The organism is Pseudomonas sp. KH_027 (genome assembly GCF_057838565.1).
Genome location: NZ_CM174470.1, coordinates 1,027,781 through 1,044,544 on the forward strand (window position 1 = coordinate 1,027,781; position 16,764 = coordinate 1,044,544).

Genomic DNA, 16,764 nt, shown 5'->3' on the forward strand with positions numbered 1-16,764 from the left:
CGGCGCAAGCCTCTCGGAAAACTTCTTAGATAACAAGAAGTTAGCTTTAAAAGAGGGGTTGCAAAGCGGTGAAAACCGCGTAGAATGCGCCGGGCTGACAAGGTGGTGGTTGAGCCTTGTTGGTGGGTCTCCTGGAGGGATCGAAAGCGGTTGAACGAGGTGGTTGACAGCGGTTTGAAACGCTGTAGAATTCGCCTCCCGCTGACGAGAAGCTCCGGTTGATCGTAAGCGCAAGTGGTTGAAGTTGATCAAGAAATTTTGAAACTTCGTTGAAATAACCGCTTGACAGATTGAGAGGCTGCTGTAGAATGCGCGCCTCGGTTGAGACGAAAGACTTAACCACCTGTTCTTTAACAACTGAATCAAGCAATTCGTGTGGGTGCTTGTGAGGTAAGACTGATAGTCAACTGATTATCAGCGTCACAAGTAACTCTTCGTGAATTCAAAGAGTTTAGCTTTTTAAATAAAGCAATTTGCGATTGCTGAGCCAAGTTTAGGGTTTTCTCAAAACCCAAAGATGTTTGAACTGAAGAGTTTGATCATGGCTCAGATTGAACGCTGGCGGCAGGCCTAACACATGCAAGTCGAGCGGCAGCACGGGTACTTGTACCTGGTGGCGAGCGGCGGACGGGTGAGTAATGCCTAGGAATCTGCCTAGTAGTGGGGGATAACGTTCGGAAACGGACGCTAATACCGCATACGTCCTACGGGAGAAAGTGGGGGATCTTCGGACCTCACGCTATTAGATGAGCCTAGGTCGGATTAGCTAGTTGGTAGGGTAAAGGCCTACCAAGGCGACGATCCGTAACTGGTCTGAGAGGATGATCAGTCACACTGGAACTGAGACACGGTCCAGACTCCTACGGGAGGCAGCAGTGGGGAATATTGGACAATGGGCGAAAGCCTGATCCAGCCATGCCGCGTGTGTGAAGAAGGTCTTCGGATTGTAAAGCACTTTAAGTTGGGAGGAAGGGCAGTAAGCTAATATCTTGCTGTTTTGACGTTACCGACAGAATAAGCACCGGCTAACTCTGTGCCAGCAGCCGCGGTAATACAGAGGGTGCAAGCGTTAATCGGAATTACTGGGCGTAAAGCGCGCGTAGGTGGTTGGTTAAGTTGAATGTGAAATCCCCGGGCTCAACCTGGGAACTGCATCCAAAACTGGCCAGCTAGAGTATGGTAGAGGGTGGTGGAATTTCCTGTGTAGCGGTGAAATGCGTAGATATAGGAAGGAACACCAGTGGCGAAGGCGACCACCTGGACTGATACTGACACTGAGGTGCGAAAGCGTGGGGAGCAAACAGGATTAGATACCCTGGTAGTCCACGCCGTAAACGATGTCGACTAGCCGTTGGGAGCCTTGAGCTCTTAGTGGCGCAGCTAACGCATTAAGTCGACCGCCTGGGGAGTACGGCCGCAAGGTTAAAACTCAAATGAATTGACGGGGGCCCGCACAAGCGGTGGAGCATGTGGTTTAATTCGAAGCAACGCGAAGAACCTTACCTGGCCTTGACATGTCGAGAATTCTGCAGAGATGCGGAAGTGCCTTCGGGAACTCGAACACAGGTGCTGCATGGCTGTCGTCAGCTCGTGTCGTGAGATGTTGGGTTAAGTCCCGTAACGAGCGCAACCCTTGTCCTTAGTTACCAGCACGTTATGGTGGGCACTCTAAGGAGACTGCCGGTGACAAACCGGAGGAAGGTGGGGATGACGTCAAGTCATCATGGCCCTTACGGCCAGGGCTACACACGTGCTACAATGGTCGGTACAAAGGGTTGCCAAGCCGCGAGGTGGAGCTAATCCCATAAAACCGATCGTAGTCCGGATCGCAGTCTGCAACTCGACTGCGTGAAGTCGGAATCGCTAGTAATCGTGAATCAGAATGTCACGGTGAATACGTTCCCGGGCCTTGTACACACCGCCCGTCACACCATGGGAGTGGGTTGCACCAGAAGTAGCTAGTCTAACCGCAAGGGGGACGGTTACCACGGTGTGATTCATGACTGGGGTGAAGTCGTAACAAGGTAGCCGTAGGGGAACCTGCGGCTGGATCACCTCCTTAATCGACGACATCAGCTTCCTTATAAGCTCCCACACGAATTGCTTGATTCATTGCGAAAGACGATTGGGTCGTCCCTGCTGGAAGGGGAGGATCAGGTAAGAGTTGTCAGCCTAGTAGCCCGAACAATTGGGTCTGTAGCTCAGTTGGTTAGAGCGCACCCCTGATAAGGGTGAGGTCGGCAGTTCGAATCTGCCCAGACCCACCAATTGTTGTGGAAAAGCCTCAGTAGGGGCCATAGCTCAGCTGGGAGAGCGCCTGCCTTGCACGCAGGAGGTCAACGGTTCGATCCCGTTTGGCTCCACCACGACGACTTGCTTGAGAGAGTTCAGAATTGAGTATTCGCCGCGAGGTTGGAATATTGAATTCTGGTCTTTGACTAGAAAGTATTAATCGTTCTTTAAAAATTTGGGTATGTGATAGAAAGAATAGACTGGTCACCCTTTTCACTGGGGTGTGATCAGGCTAAGGTAAAATTTGCGAGTTTATTGCGAATTTTCGGCGAATGTCGTCTTCATAGTATAACCAGATTGCTTGGGGTTATATGGTCAAGTGAAGAAGCGCATACGGTGGATGCCTTGGCAGTCAGAGGCGATGAAAGACGTGGTAGCCTGCGATAAGTTTCGGGGAGTCGGCAAACAGACATTGATCCGGAAATTTCTGAATGGGGGAACCCACCTAACATAAGTTAGGTATCTTGCGCTGAATACATAGGCGTAAGAAGCGAACCCGGGGAACTGAAACATCTAAGTACCCGGAGGAAAAGAAATCAACCGAGATTCCCTTAGTAGTGGCGAGCGAACGGGGACTAGCCCTTAAGTGGCTTTGAGATTAGCGGAACGCTCTGGAAAGTGCGGCCATAGTGGGTGATAGCCCTGTACGCGAAAATCTCTTAGTCATGAAATCGAGTAGGACGGAGCACGAGAAACTTTGTCTGAATATGGGGGGACCATCCTCCAAGGCTAAATACTACTGACTGACCGATAGTGAACTAGTACCGTGAGGGAAAGGCGAAAAGAACCCCGGAGAGGGGAGTGAAATAGATCCTGAAACCGTATGCGTACAAGCAGTGGGAGCCCACTTTGTTGGGTGACTGCGTACCTTTTGTATAATGGGTCAGCGACTTATTTTCAGTGGCGAGCTTAACCGAATAGGGGAGGCGTAGCGAAAGCGAGTCTTAATAGGGCGTTTAGTCGCTGGGAATAGACCCGAAACCGGGCGATCTATCCATGGGCAGGTTGAAGGTTGGGTAACACTAACTGGAGGACCGAACCGACTACCGTTGAAAAGTTAGCGGATGACCTGTGGATCGGAGTGAAAGGCTAATCAAGCTCGGAGATAGCTGGTTCTCCTCGAAAGCTATTTAGGTAGCGCCTCGTGTATCACTGTTGGGGGTAGAGCACTGTTTCGGCTAGGGGGTCATCCCGACTTACCAAACCGATGCAAACTCCGAATACCAACAAGTGCGAGCACGGGAGACACACGGCGGGTGCTAACGTCCGTCGTGAAAAGGGAAACAACCCAGACCGTCAGCTAAGGTCCCAAAGTTCTAGTTAAGTGGGAAACGATGTGGGAAGGCTTAGACAGCTAGGAGGTTGGCTTAGAAGCAGCCACCCTTTAAAGAAAGCGTAATAGCTCACTAGTCGAGTCGGCCTGCGCGGAAGATTTAACGGGGCTCAAACTAGACACCGAAGCTACGGGTATCACTTAGGTGATGCGGTAGAGGAGCGTTCTGTAAGCCTGTGAAGGTGAGTTGAGAAGCTTGCTGGAGGTATCAGAAGTGCGAATGCTGACATGAGTAACGACAATGGGTGTGAAAAACACCCACGCCGAAAGACCAAGGTTTCCTGCGCAACGTTAATCGACGCAGGGTTAGTCGGTCCCTAAGGCGAGGCTGAAAAGCGTAGTCGATGGAAAACAGGTTAATATTCCTGTACTTCTAGTTATTGCGATGGGGGGACGGAGAAGGCTAGGCCAGCTTGGCGTTGGTTGTCCAAGTTTAAGGTTGTAGGCTGACTGCTTAGGTAAATCCGGGCGGTTAAGGCTGAGAACTGATGACGAGTGCTCATTAGAGCGCGAAGTGGTTGATGCCATGCTTCCAAGAAAAGCCTCTAAGCTTCAGATAACTAGGAACCGTACCCCAAACCGACACAGGTGGTTGGGTAGAGAATACCAAGGCGCTTGAGAGAACTCGGGTGAAGGAACTAGGCAAAATGGCACCGTAACTTCGGGAGAAGGTGCGCCGGTGAGGGTGAAGGACTTGCTCCGTAAGCTCATGCCGGTCGAAGATACCAGGCCGCTGCGACTGTTTATTAAAAACACAGCACTCTGCAAACACGAAAGTGGACGTATAGGGTGTGACGCCTGCCCGGTGCCGGAAGGTTAATTGATGGGGTTAGCTAACGCGAAGCTCTTGATCGAAGCCCCGGTAAACGGCGGCCGTAACTATAACGGTCCTAAGGTAGCGAAATTCCTTGTCGGGTAAGTTCCGACCTGCACGAATGGCGTAACGATGGCGGCGCTGTCTCCACCCGAGACTCAGTGAAATTGAAATCGCTGTGAAGATGCAGTGTATCCGCGGCTAGACGGAAAGACCCCGTGAACCTTTACTATAGCTTTGCACTGGACTTTGAATTTGCTTGTGTAGGATAGGTGGGAGGCTTTGAAGCGTGGACGCCAGTCTGCGTGGAGCCAACCTTGAAATACCACCCTGGCAACTTTGAGGTTCTAACTCAGGTCCGTTATCCGGATCGAGGACAGTGTATGGTGGGTAGTTTGACTGGGGCGGTCTCCTCCTAAAGAGTAACGGAGGAGTACGAAGGTGCGCTCAGACCGGTCGGAAATCGGTCGTAGAGTATAAAGGCAAAAGCGCGCTTGACTGCGAGACAGACACGTCGAGCAGGTACGAAAGTAGGTCTTAGTGATCCGGTGGTTCTGTATGGAAGGGCCATCGCTCAACGGATAAAAGGTACTCCGGGGATAACAGGCTGATACCGCCCAAGAGTTCATATCGACGGCGGTGTTTGGCACCTCGATGTCGGCTCATCACATCCTGGGGCTGAAGCCGGTCCCAAGGGTATGGCTGTTCGCCATTTAAAGTGGTACGCGAGCTGGGTTTAGAACGTCGTGAGACAGTTCGGTCCCTATCTGCCGTGGACGTTTGAGATTTGAGAGGGGCTGCTCCTAGTACGAGAGGACCGGAGTGGACGAACCTCTGGTGTTCCGGTTGTCACGCCAGTGGCATCGCCGGGTAGCTATGTTCGGAATAGATAACCGCTGAAAGCATCTAAGCGGGAAACTAGCCTCAAGATGAGATCTCACTGGAACCTTGAGTTCCCTAAAGGGCCGTCGAAGACTACGACGTTGATAGGTGGGGTGTGTAAGCGCTGTGAGGCGTTGAGCTAACCCATACTAATTGCCCGTGAGGCTTGACCATATAACACCCAAGCAATTTGCTTAGGCAAATTGATGAGTGTGAAGACGATACCGAAAGTTCGTCGAACTCGCGAAATACGATCTATCACAGACCCAATTTGGAGTAGCGCGAAAGCGACACTCCACCCGAATTGCTTGACGACCATAGAGCGTTGGAACCACCTGATCCCATCCCGAACTCAGTAGTGAAACGACGCATCGCCGATGGTAGTGTGGGGTCTCCCCATGTGAGAGTAGGTCATCGTCAAGCTTAAATTCCAAACCCCCCATCCGCGCAAGCGGGTGGGGGGTTTGTCTTTGCGCCGGAAAAAGCCCAGGGGATTTTGGACCGCTGGGCTTGCTGGCCTTTATCCGCGAGCCAAGCCTTACTCTTCTATAGTGTTCTGTAACGATAACAAAACAGTTTTACGCTAATTTACCTTAGGCTCGTTTAAAATGAGCGCAAACCGCCCCAGAGCCCTTGTCTATGCCAGATCCGGCCGCCTCGCGTGGATTGACTGAGTTACCCCTGGAAGCGCTGGTGGCCTGCCACGAATGCGACCTGCTGATGCTCAAGCCGCGGTTGCAGAGCGGTGAGCGTGCTGAGTGCCCTCGCTGTGGCTATGAGTTGTACATGAATCGTCATCAGATGGTGCGGCGCAGCATGGCCTTGGTCATAGCCGCTTTGCTGCTTTATATCCCGGCGAACTTCCAGCCGATCATGCAACTCAATTTGCTCGGACAGACCTCTCAGGAAACCGTCTGGAGCGGCGTGCTGGGCTTGTACGGCTCCGGTATGCAGGGCATCGCGGTGGTGGTGTTCCTCTGCAGCATGGGGGTCCCGCTGTTGAAGCTTTTGTGTCAGTTTGCGGTGCTGCTGAGTATTCGCTGGGACATCGGTCGCAGTTATGGCTTGCTGCTCTACCGCATCTACCACCATCTCAGGGCGTGGGGGATGCTTGAGGTTTATCTGATGGGCACCCTGGTGTCGATCGTCAAACTGATTGACCTCGCCGATCTCAGCCTGGGGTTCGGCCTGGCGTGTTTCATTGGTTTGCTCTTATTGCAGATTTGGCTGGATGTGACGATGTCGCCGCATCAGGTCTGGGAAGCTTTATCGGGAGAGGATGCTCATGCGGGCCATTGATGCAGGCATCCTGATTTGCCATGAGTGCCATCAACTGAACAGGCAGGAGCCGGATTGTGCCAAGCAGTTCTGTAGCCGCTGTGGTGGCGTGGTGCATGGGCGTCGGCCGAACAGCCTGGTACGTACCTGGGCGTTGCTGCTCACTTCCGCCATTCTGTACATACCGGCCAACGTGCTGCCGATTATGACCGTGAGTTCATTAGGCAAGGGCGAACCGGACACTATCATGTCGGGTGTGATCACCTTGGTGCAGTTCGGTATGTGGCCGATCGCGGCGGTCGTGTTCGTCGCCAGTATTCTGGTGCCGACTTTCAAATTGGTGGGCATCGCCATGTTGCTCTACTCGGTGCAACGGCACTTACCGATGTCGCCGCGCCAGCGGATTCTCATGTACCGCTTTATCGAGTGGATTGGTCGCTGGTCGATGCTGGATGTATTCGTCATCGCGATCCTGGTTGCGTTGGTGAATTTCGGAAGTCTGGCGACCATTACGCCAGGCCTTGGCGCTGCAGCCTTTGCCAGTGTAGTGGTGTTGACCATGCTGGCCGCCCTGACTTTTGACCCGCGCTTGATTTGGGATAACACGGAATCGGATGATGACTATGAGTGACCTGCCAACGGCGAAAACCCGCCCAGCCTCCAATTGGTCTGCCATCTGGATCTTGCCATTGATTGCGTTGCTGATAGGCGGTTGGCTGGCATGGCGTGCCTACGACCAGGCTGGGATCGATATTCAGATCGCTTTTGCCACTGGCGATGGCATTCAGGCTGGCAAGACCGAGGTGATCTTCAAGGGCATGCCCATTGGCAAGGTCAAGGCCCTGGCCCTGGAAGAAACCGGCGAGAAGCGCAGCGTGATCGCCACGGTTGAGATGAACAAGGAGGTCCAGGGGTACCTGAGAGGCAATACACATTTCTGGCTGGTGAAGCCGAGCGTGACCCTGGCTGGGGTGACTGGCCTGGAAACCCTGGTGTCCGGCAACTACATCGCCGTGAGCCCCAGTGATGGCGAGCCGATGCGCAAGTACACCGCACTCACTGAGGCACCACCACTCGCCGACACGGTGCCCGGCTTGCACCTGATCCTCAAGGCCGATCGGTTGGGCTCGCTGAATCGCGACAGCCCGGTGTTCTACAAGCAGATCAAGGTCGGTTGGGTGAAGAGTTATGAGCTGGCAGCGGACCAGAGTACCGTTGAGGTCAAAGTGTTCATCGAGCCGTTGTATGCGCCTCTGGTGCGCAAACACACGCGGTTTTGGAATGCCAGCGGGATCACGGTCAACGCCGACCTGTCGGGCTTCAAGGTGCACAGCGAATCGCTCGCCAGCGTGGTTGCCGGCGGGATCGCCTTCGCCACGCCGGAGCACCGCAAAGACAGCCCGCCGACCGATCCGAGCCTGCCGTTCCGCCTTTACGAAGACTTCGATGCCGCGCAAGTGGGCATCAAGGTGCAGGTCAAACTGACGGATTTCGAAGGCCTGCAGGCGGGCCGCACGCCGGTGATGTACAAGGGTACTCAGGTAGGCAGCCTGAAGGCCATCAAGGTCAACGATGATCTGAGCAGCGCTTCGGCGGAATTGGCGCTCGATCCGCGCACGGAAGATTATCTGGTCGAGGGCACCGAGTTCTGGCTGGTCAAGCCCTCGATCTCGCTGGCTGGGATCACTGGGCTGGAAGCCTTGGTCAAAGGTAACTACATCGCTGTGCGCCCCGGCGACAAGGGTGCAGCGCCGGCACGTGAGTTCACTGCCCGGGCCAAGGCGCCGCCGCTGGACCTGAGCGCCGCGGGGCTGCACCTGGTGCTGTTCAGCGATGCCCTGGGTTCATTGGAGGTTGGCAGTCCGATTCTCTATAAGCAGATCAAAGTCGGATCGGTGCAGAGTTTCCAGCTTTCCCGTGATCGCAAGCAAGTGGCCCTGGGTGTGCATATCGAGCCGGAGTACGCCAACCTGGTGAACAACTCGACACGCTTCTGGAACGCCAGCGGCATCACCCTGACGGGGGGGTTGTCGGGCGTTACGGTGAAAAGCGAGTCACTGCAGAGCCTGTTGGCCGGCGGCATCTCCTTCGAGACGCCCGATCCCAAGGCTCCGGCTACCAAGCGGGTGCAGCGTTTCAGCCTGCATCCTGACCGCGACAGTGCATTGCAACAGGGCGTTAGCGTGCAGATTCGTGTCGACAGTGGCGACGGCCTGCGTCCTGGTTCGCCGATCCGCTACAAAGGCCTGGATATCGGCAAGGTGGAAACCGTTGAGCTGACCGAGGACATGCAGGCGGTGTTGCTGCATGCGCGCATCACCGATGGCTCCGAGCGGGTGGCGCGTGCCGGTACGCAGTTCTGGGTGGTGAAGCCGGAGCTCGGTTTGGCGCGCACGGCGAATCTTGAAACCCTGGTCAGCGGCCAATACTTGCAAGTGCAACCTGCCGCCAGACCCGGAGCGCCGCAAACCCGCTTTATCGCTCTGGAGCAGCCGCCGTCAGCCGCAGAGCAGGAGAAAGGCCTGAGCCTGGTTCTCAGCGCGCCTCGCCGCGGTTCGATCAAGCCGGGTGTGCCGGTGACCTACCGCGAGGTGGCGGTCGGCAAGGTGACGGGCTTCGAGCTTGGCGCCACGGCCGACCGGGTACTGATCCATATCCTCATCGAGCCGCGCTATGCCACGTTGGTGCGCGGCGGCAGCCGCTTCTGGAATTCCAGTGGCATAGGGGTGGACGCCGGGCTGTTCAAGGGCGTGAAGGTGCGCACCGAGTCGCTGGAGACGCTGATCGAGGGCGGGATCGCGTTCGCTACCCCGGAAGGCGAGCAGATGGGCGGCCCGGCGAAACCTGAGCAAACCTTCGCGCTGTTTGATGAGGCGAATGAAGAGTGGTTGATGTGGGCGCCGAAGATCGCCCTGGGTAAGTAAGCCCGCGCCGCCACAGCCATAAACGCCAAGGGCCGCCTCTGCGGCCCTTGGCGTTTTGCCAGCGAGTAAACAGGTTTACCCCGTGATGGCTTCAGGCCGGTTCGGCAACAGGTTCTGGCTTGTTCTCATGGCGGCGGATGTATTTCCAGTCGGCCTCATCGATATAGATACCGTTCGGCCCGCTGCCGCCTTCCAGGTCGATCGCCACATGGGCGCAGACCTGCGGTTTGACGCTGGCGAGGATCGGCACGAAGCCCAGTTGCAGGCTGGTTTCGATCAGTGCCTGTTGGTTGCGCTCATCGATATCCGCGGCTTCGTCGAGGTAATAGGGTAAGCGAATCCGCCCTGCCTGCTCGCGATCCATCAGGTGCAGCAACAGGTACATGTTGGTCAGCGCCTTGATGGTCATGGTCGTGCCGTTGGAGGCGGCACCGTCGATATCGGTGTGAACCACTGGCTGGCCGCCGACTTTGGTGATCTCGAAGGCCAGTTCGAACAGGTCCTTCAAGCCCAACTGGTTGTGGTTGGCCGCCACTAGCCGAGCTAGGTATTCCTTGGCTTCCTCGTTCTTCACATCCTGATCGGCCGACTGGTTGAGGTCGAACACCGAGAGCGTCTCGCCTTCCTCGTACTGGCCGGCACTGTGGATGATCTGGTCGATGTGCTTGAGCGCGTCTTTGTTCGGCGCGAGGACGATACGAAAGCTCTCCAGGTTGGAGACCTGGCGACGGTTGATTTCGCGGTTGAACAGCGCCAACTGGTGTTCCAGGTTGTCGTAGTCGCTGCGGATATTGCGCAGGGTCCGGGCGATATCGGTGACTGCGGCGCGGCGCGCCTTGCCGAGGGTCAACGCTTCGTCCTGGCGGTGTGCATAAGCGTTGATAAGCAGGTGCAGGCGGCGTTCGACATCGTCTTCGCTATCGAACTTGGCTACGCCCTTGAGGCGGATTTGCGCGTACAGCGCGTCGATCTGGCCGTCAATGCGCTGCAGGCTTTGCCAGGCATCCTGATAATCGTTGAGCAGCGGTAGCAGGTTCTCCAGCGAGTCGTCGACCGGGTCCATAAACGGCGTGCCGAATGGCAGGTCTGCCGGCAGCAACTGACGACGGCGCAGGGAGTCTTCCAAGGTGCGCTCCTTGGCTTCCAGGTCGGCCAGTTGCCGGCCAACCAATTGCAGCTTGGCGGAAATCTGCTGGACCCGTTCGGTGAAGGCATCACTGGAGCGTTTGAGTTCGTCCTGCGCGGCTTCCAGTTGGGCTAGCTGTTCGAGCTTAGCCGGCTCCTCGACCGTCAGAGTCTGGCTGCGGCGGAAGTCTTCCAGGGCTTTCTGCGCGTCCAACACCTGCTGATACAGCGTTTCGGTCTGGGCTTTGCTGGCAGCGCGGTCGGCGGCGACGGCTTGTTGGGTCTTCAGTTGTTTCAGCTCTTTTTCCAGGCGCTCTTTCTGGTCGCGCAGCGCAGCCCGATCGGCCAATGCTTGCAAGGCGGGCGGCTCGATGTGCGAGAGGTCGATGGACAGCCCAGGCACTTCGAAGCGCTCGCCCTTGAAGCCATCCAGCACCGCTTCGAGGGATTTCACCCAGGCGCTGTTGTCGTCCAGGGTAATGCCGTGTTCGCCGAGCGGCAGGCTGAACAGCGCGCCGTTGAACAGGCGCATCAGGCGTTCCACGTCCTGCTGGGTGAACTCCTCGCGCAGGCGGGCGTAGCTGTTGTTGTCGGCGTGTTCGAGCTGTTGCTTCACCGACTTCAGGCGTTTTTCCAGGTCGCGCAGGCGTTCATCGAGGTCTTCGGCGGAGAACTGCCGGGATTGCGCCAGGGCGCCGGCCAGTTCGTCGTGGGCATCCTTGGCGGCCAGCAATTGCTGTTCCAGCACTTGCGGATTGTCCACCAGGGCGAAGCGGTTCTTCAGTGCCGAGAGCTCGCCGAGCCAGCGCTGGATCTCGCTGATTTCGCGCTCCAGGCGCATCAGCTCCTGGGTGCCGCCGCGTTGTTCGTGCTGCAGGCCATCCTGTTCGGCGCGGTAGTGTTCGGCCTGGATCAGCAGTTCCTCGCGGCGCGCGCCGGCGTAGTCCTGCCAGGTGCCGAGCAGGGAGTCGAGCAGCGGCGAGATGCGGTGCAGTTTGCCGCGCAGCAGCTCACGCTGGGCCACGCCGGCGGCCAGGGCCTCGACCAGCGGGCCGGCGGCGACCAACGATTGGTAGTCTTGCTCCATGCGCCGTACATCGCGGAAGGCTTCTTCGCAGGCGGCGATGTAGTCGACGCTGCCGGAACGCAGGCTGTGCTCGAAGGCATCGAGGAACAGCTGCTTGAGCTTGGCCGCGGTGATTTCACGCATGTGCAGCAGGTTGATGAACAGCGCGCGGAAGGTCTTCAGGCTTTGCTCGCTGGTGGAGCGCAGCGGGATCAGGGTCAGATCCAGCGGAATCGAGGTATGCCCGCCGACCAGCAGGCGTCGCAGCTCTTCCGGTTTCAGCTCGTAGGCCTTGATGTTTTCGCGTTCGAGGTTGGCAAACAGCTCGCGTTGGCGCAGGCAGGTGCCGTTTTTCTGGTAGTGGCCCAGCTGCAGTTCACCGGCATAAGCGAAGAACTGGTGACCGAAACCACCGCCCGGGCCGCGCCCGGCCACCCCTATTACATGGGGGCCGTGGGGCAGGGCGACTTCCACCAGGATGTAGCTGGTGTCGCTGGCGAAATAGAATTTGCGCGACTGTTCCAGGCTGTATTTGCCGAAGCTCATGTCCGACATGCGCGCCAGAATCGGGAACTGCAGGGCGTTGATCGAGGCGCTCTTGCCCAGGTTGTTGGCGCCGTACACCGACAGCGGTTGTTCCAACGGGAACAGGCCGAGGCTGTAACCGGCGGTATTGAGCAGTGCGAAGCGGCGGATGCCATAGCGTTCCTGACTCATGCTTCAACCTCCTGTTGGGCGCGTTCTTCGGCCATGGCGCGAGCCAGCGCCTGTTCTTCGGACTCGCCGGCTGCATCGGTTTCGGTTTCGTCGCTGTCGATCAGCAGTATTTCGTCGCCGCTGTCGTCATCCAGCAATACCGGAGTGGGCAAGGGCAGCACGCTGTGCAGGCTGGCGGCGAGGTCGCGGTCCTGCTGCACGGACAGGCAGACGTCGAGGAAGCGGTGCATCGGCGGCAGGAAGCGGTAGATACCATTTTCCTCGCCGGCGAAGCCCAGTTGCGTCATGCGCCGCATGACCTTTTCTTCCAGCTCTTCCTGGGTCTGCACTTCGGCCTGGAGGAACAGGTCGCGGTATTTCTCCAGCAGCGGCGGCAGTTCGTCACGGCCGAGGCTGCCGCCATCCAGCACGGCCAGCGGGTCGCGGCCCTGGTCGGCGAGATGTTCGACCAGAATGAAGGTGAACAATGCCAGGCGCTGGGCGGTCTTGTTGACCTGCGCGCCCATCTGTTCGGGGACGAAGTAGTAGAAGCCGCGGCTGTCGCAGACCAGCTCGAAGCCCAGGGCCTTGAACAGCGCACGGTATTGGTCCTGCAGGTTCGACAGCTGGCTGTAGAGCTCGGCGTCGCGGCGGCTGACGTGGTAGCCCTTGAACAGCTCGCGGAAGATCGGTGCCAGAAGGCTCAGTTCGGAGAGATCAATATTCATGCAACTCGCTCGCAGGCATTCGCTCTGGATTCGCTAATGGTGGACGGATAAAGCGTCGTCCACCCTATGCAGCTTTTCTCCCCTCTCCCATGTATGGGCGAGGGGCTGGGGGAGAGGGCGGCGGGCGGCCCGGTGTTGAAGCGGCCCTCTCCCGAACCCTCGGCTTTGGCATCCTGCGGCGCCCTACCTCCTGCATCCATGCAGTCGTCTCCCGCAAGCGAGAGAAGGGGCCGATCGCGGTAGGTCGATAGGCTTACGTTTGGACTCACGGCGTCGTCCCCGCCAGGGCGAAAGAGCACAGGCTGACCTGATGCTCGGCGGTGAGGTAGTCGCGGCGCTGCAGGCGCTCGCGTTGGAAACGGCTGTCGCGCGACAGTCGCGAGAACCAGTAGAGCAGCTCGTCGGTCGCGCCCTCCGGTTCCTGCTCCAGCAGCCAGACCATCAGGTCCGGCATCGGCAAAGCGCTCTGGCAGCGTTCGAGCATTTCCCGCGCGGTGCGCGGCGCCTGTGGCGGTTCGCCTTTGCGGGTGCCGCTGGCTTTCGGGAACTGGGTCGGCTTCGGCTCGAAGCGCGCCAGTGCATAGACGTAGGCTTCGACCTGGCTGGTACTGCCGAGGAAGGTGCTTTGTGGTCGGGTGAACAGCGGCAGCGCGGCTTGCGGTACACCATCTAGACCTTTACGCCGGATCGCCGCCAGGGCCAGCGCGGCGCCACGGGTGACGGCGTTGTGTCGCCGTGCTTCCTCGCGCAGCGGCAACAGCAGTTCGCGGGCGCGGCGCAGGGTCAGCTGGGCGGTGGTCTGCATTTCCAGAATGCGCGCGTGGGTGCGCAGCAGCAGGTCGTCATCCACCAGTTGGCCCAGGCGCTGCTGGTCGCTGAGCAGTTTCAGCAGCACCTGCTCGACCCGTCGCACGCCTTGCTCGAAGGCGCCGTCGGCATTCACCAGTTGGATCATCGGCTCGACATATTCATCCCAGGTCGCCAGCACTTCGGCATAACGCTGGCGCAGCGGGATCTGCCGGTCGCTGGTCTTGGCCCGCTCGGCCACGCCGACCAGCGCCTGTTCGTCGTTGGCCAGTTTCTTCAGCACGTCGCGCACGCGCATATCCAGCAGCCGCAGCTGACGCGCCAGGTCGCTGGCATCGCGGATCTCGAAGGCATCCTGGATATAGCCGGCCAAGCGTTCCAGATGGCGCAGGTAGGCTTCGATTTCCAGGCACAGACCCAGCCGGTGCTCGCGTCGCAGGTAGGCGAGGAAGTCGTGGATCTGCGCGTTCAGTTCGAAACGGTTCGGGCTTTTCGCCACCGGCACCAGGATATCCAGACGGATCCAGGTGTCGAGCAGGCCGGTGATGTCCGCCGGGGTGCTTTGCGCCAACTGCACGCCGAGCTGGCCGCGCAATTCGATCAGGCTCATGGTGCCTTGGTCGAAGCGCTCGCACAGCGGCTCGAGCAACGTCCAGTGTTCGGCGAGTACACGCAATACGCGCTTGGGTTCGATCATCGCAATTCGGACTTTTTCGCAAAAGTCGCGATTGTACTGCATGCGCCTTGGCTCGATTCATCCTCAACTGATCAAAGGACGCTATTGAGCCTCCGGGCTGGCCGCGTGGCGGGTGTCAAAGTGACCAAACAGGGCAGTTTGCGACTGGCCCAAGCGTTTCTCATGTCAGTTTTAGTCGCGCGGGTGTTGATTCAAGTGACTGAATCGCTTGGCATGTTTTCTGCGATAGGGAGGGCACGCAAACCGGATTCAGAGCGAGCCCATGTCCACCACTACCGCCGCTTATGCCGAAGCCCGTTGGGCCGAGCTGCAACGTCAGAGTGACCTTGACTGGGACCTGGACGCGATCACCGACCACCGTGAAGCGATCGCCTTTCTGCTGCGCTTCGAAAATCGCCTGTGCATCTACTCCAGTTACGTTGAAAAGCTCTACAGCAACTACAGCTTCGTGGTGCCTGAAACGCCGGAGGGCAGCATCACCATCCTGCCGGACGAACAGGCCTGGCATGACACTTTCAATGACATTCCGGCGGATGCCGTGGAGCCGACCGGGATTCATATCCTGCCGGGAGAGACCATGGGCTACAGCGGGCTGTACATGAAGGTGCCGGGCGAGCACCGGCTGGTCGCCTCCAAGGAACTGCCGTTCCAGGATGGGCTCAGGCTGCTGATCCAGCGTTATCAGGCCCGGGGCGAGTGCTTTTTGCCGGTGCTGACCAAGGGCGACCTGCGCGAGTACGAGGCGCGCATGCCATCGTTGCACCTGCACCGGATCAACCCCGGCAAGCTGGCGCGCAACTCCCAGCTAAGCATCGACGCGATCAAAGCTGCCATCGCCGATCACCTGATCGGGATGTTTCGCCAGCGCTGACGCCTGGCGTTACGCCAGTGTGACCTTGGGTAACAGTCCACGGCTGTCGCCCACGCGACAGGCAACTCATTGGCGCTGTTTTCTCGACTATGGGTCGGGCCTTTCCTCTCCTGAGCTTCTTATAGTGGCGACAAGGGTTCGAGCCTGCTGGGCTCGGCCGCTACAAGAATAAGGAAATTGCCATGCGCCCGACCTTTCGCCTCGCCCAATGCGCCCTGGCCGTCTGCTGCGCCTGCCTGCTGGCGGGTACTGCCCAGGCCAAGCTGGAGGCGCTGGCCGATAACGAGTTGTCGGAAGTCACCGGGCAGGCGTTCATCAACCTGACCACCGACAGCAACGCGGGCATCAACTACACCCGGGTCAATTTCGGCGTGAACGTCGATACCCAGCTGAACATGAAAAAGCTGCAATTGGGTCAGTACAACGATGCGACTACGCGACCGGGCGAGGTTGCCGGTTCCTCCGATATTCTGATCAACAACTTCGCCCTCGGCACCGTGAATGCCGATGACTCGATCAACGTCTTCAAGATTGCCAACCCATTCCTTGAACTCGCCTATTCCGGCAACAAGGTGGTTGGGGTGCGCATTGGTTTTGGCGAGGCCAAGGGCATGTTGTCTGGTGACATCCAGAGCCTGACGGGGAGTATCCCCGTGCATATCGAAGGGACTGCCGGTGCGGTGTATGACCAAGCCTCCGGTTGGGAGCAGTTCTTGCTCGGGCTCGCCGGGGTGACGCGCAGTACGAAGTTGCAGGCGGATGCCTCCCTGGTCACCGGCGGTGGCGTGGCGGATCCGGTGCGTGGCACCAACGCCGGGATGGAGAACGGCCAGGCCCTGAGTTGTGTCAGCGGTTGCAACCTCGGTGGGCTGTCGGATGCGCTGCTGAGCCTGTTCAAGTCCAATGGTTGTGAAGTGCTGTCGATCGCCACCTGCTTCCCGCTCAGCAATTTCCAGTCGCTGCCCGTCGGCAACCTGGGGGTTAGCGATGTGGCCAATACCGCGGCCATCGAGGGCGCGGCCAAGGGCTTCTTCATTTCCATGCAGAGCCAGGATGTAGCCTGGCGCGACATGGACAGCAATGCCTTTATGACGGCCCTCAAAGGCGCCTTCATGAACATGCCCAAGTACCGCGACGCCAACGGCAACATGGTCGCGCCGATCAATATCGATTTCGATCAGGCCTTCAACGGTATTCCGCGGCAGGACACCTGCCTCGGCACCGCCACGGCCGGGTGCTGAGCATGATCCG

At 58.1% G+C, this 16,764-nt stretch carries 8 protein-coding genes, 2 tRNA genes and 3 rRNA genes; 10 read left to right on the plus strand and 3 right to left on the minus strand.

All coding sequences use genetic code 11. The features are described 5' to 3' along the window. Window positions 1–523 precede the first annotated feature (523 nt). The 8 genes from AC3IYG_RS04730 to AC3IYG_RS04765 all read left to right on the plus strand — a co-directional run bounded on the left by AC3IYG_RS04730 (window position 524) and on the right by AC3IYG_RS04765 (window position 9,523). Window positions 524–2,062, plus strand: a 16S ribosomal RNA gene (locus tag AC3IYG_RS04730). Window positions 2,063–2,190: 128 nt separating this feature from the next. Then, a tRNA-Ile gene (locus AC3IYG_RS04735) sits at window positions 2,191–2,267 on the plus strand. A gap of 23 nt (window positions 2,268–2,290) precedes the next feature. Further along, window positions 2,291–2,366: transfer RNA gene (locus tag AC3IYG_RS04740), tRNA-Ala, on the plus strand. Window positions 2,367–2,605: 239 nt separating this feature from the next. Next, window positions 2,606–5,495: ribosomal RNA gene (locus AC3IYG_RS04745) — 23S ribosomal RNA — on the plus strand. Between the two features lie 133 nt (window positions 5,496–5,628). Further along, window positions 5,629–5,744: ribosomal RNA gene (gene rrf, locus AC3IYG_RS04750) — 5S ribosomal RNA — on the plus strand. Together the 16S, 23S and 5S rRNA genes with 2 tRNA genes alongside form the textbook arrangement of a ribosomal RNA operon. A gap of 216 nt (window positions 5,745–5,960) precedes the next feature. Then, window positions 5,961–6,620 (plus strand): paraquat-inducible protein A, encoded by a 660-nt coding sequence (locus AC3IYG_RS04755; protein ID WP_489312597.1) that lies wholly within the window; start codon window positions 5,961–5,963, stop codon window positions 6,618–6,620. Then, window positions 6,607–7,230: a paraquat-inducible protein A gene (locus tag AC3IYG_RS04760; RefSeq protein WP_489312598.1), complete on the plus strand. Its 624-nt coding sequence runs from the start codon at window positions 6,607–6,609 to the stop codon at window positions 7,228–7,230. The genes AC3IYG_RS04755 and AC3IYG_RS04760 overlap by 14 nt, the downstream gene beginning before the upstream one ends. After that, complete coding sequence (locus tag AC3IYG_RS04765) at window positions 7,223–9,523, plus strand: PqiB family protein (protein ID WP_489312599.1); 2,301 nt, start codon at window positions 7,223–7,225, stop codon at window positions 9,521–9,523. The genes AC3IYG_RS04760 and AC3IYG_RS04765 overlap by 8 nt, the downstream gene beginning before the upstream one ends. A gap of 91 nt (window positions 9,524–9,614) precedes the next feature. Here the strand turns inward: AC3IYG_RS04765 and mksF are convergent, their stop codons facing one another. From mksF to mksB, 3 genes are all read right to left on the minus strand, one after another. Continuing rightward, window positions 9,615–12,431 carry an Mks condensin complex protein MksF gene (gene mksF / locus AC3IYG_RS04770; protein WP_489312600.1) on the minus strand — a complete coding sequence of 939 codons (2,817 nt, stop codon included), beginning with the start codon at window positions 12,429–12,431 and terminating at the stop codon, window positions 9,615–9,617. Next, window positions 12,428–13,138: an Mks condensin complex protein MksE gene (mksE, locus tag AC3IYG_RS04775; protein ID WP_489312601.1), complete on the minus strand. Its 711-nt coding sequence runs from the start codon at window positions 13,136–13,138 to the stop codon at window positions 12,428–12,430. The genes mksF and mksE overlap by 4 nt, the downstream gene beginning before the upstream one ends. Window positions 13,139–13,403: 265 nt before the next feature. Then, window positions 13,404–14,642 carry an Mks condensin complex protein MksB gene (gene mksB / locus AC3IYG_RS04780; protein ID WP_489313839.1) on the minus strand — a complete coding sequence of 413 codons (1,239 nt, stop codon included), beginning with the start codon at window positions 14,640–14,642 and terminating at the stop codon, window positions 13,404–13,406. A gap of 262 nt (window positions 14,643–14,904) precedes the next feature. On the opposite strand from mksB, the gene AC3IYG_RS04785 reads away from it, so the two are divergent. Together AC3IYG_RS04785 and AC3IYG_RS04790 are read left to right on the plus strand one after the other, a co-directional pair. Beyond that, entirely contained in the window at window positions 14,905–15,513 is a 609-nt protein-coding gene (locus AC3IYG_RS04785) for a hypothetical protein (protein ID WP_489312602.1), read from the plus strand. Between the two features lie 182 nt (window positions 15,514–15,695). Next, the gene (locus AC3IYG_RS04790) at window positions 15,696–16,754 is read left to right on the plus strand and encodes a DUF6160 family protein (RefSeq protein WP_489312603.1); all 1,059 of its coding nucleotides are present in this window, start codon (window positions 15,696–15,698) and stop codon (window positions 16,752–16,754) included. Window positions 16,755–16,764: the final 10 nt, after the last annotated feature.